Source organism: Peribacillus sp. SIMBA_075, from assembly GCF_046534585.1.
Map to the genome: position 1 here is coordinate 1 of NZ_JAWRYN010000362.1, position 299 is coordinate 299.

General features: G+C 40.8%; 1 protein-coding gene. It reads right to left on the bottom strand.

All coding sequences use genetic code 11. The annotated features are described in order from the left end of the window. Positions 1 to 10: 10 nt before the first annotated feature. On the bottom strand, positions 11 to 299 hold a 289-nt coding region (locus tag SB775_RS28590; protein WP_410864557.1), incomplete at its 5' end, for an energy-coupling factor transporter transmembrane component T family protein.

Here is a 299-nt window from a genome sequence, read left to right on the forward strand (position 1 = left end):
CTATTCTCCATTACGATCGCACCCATGCCAAAATACAAGCTAAACAAAGTAAGCTTATAATCGTTACTGTATCGCTTGTTTTCCAGCGTAGTTGCCTAAATTTAGTACGTCCTTCGCCATTTTGATACCCACGTGCTTCCATAGCAATTGCTAAGTCCTCAGCACGCTTAAAAGCACTGATAAATAGAGGAACGAGTAGTGAGATAATAGCTTTCATCCTATCTTTTATAGGTCCCCCGGCGAAATCAATGCCCCGTGACGCTTGTGCTTTCATAATTTTACTCGTTTCATCCATTAAT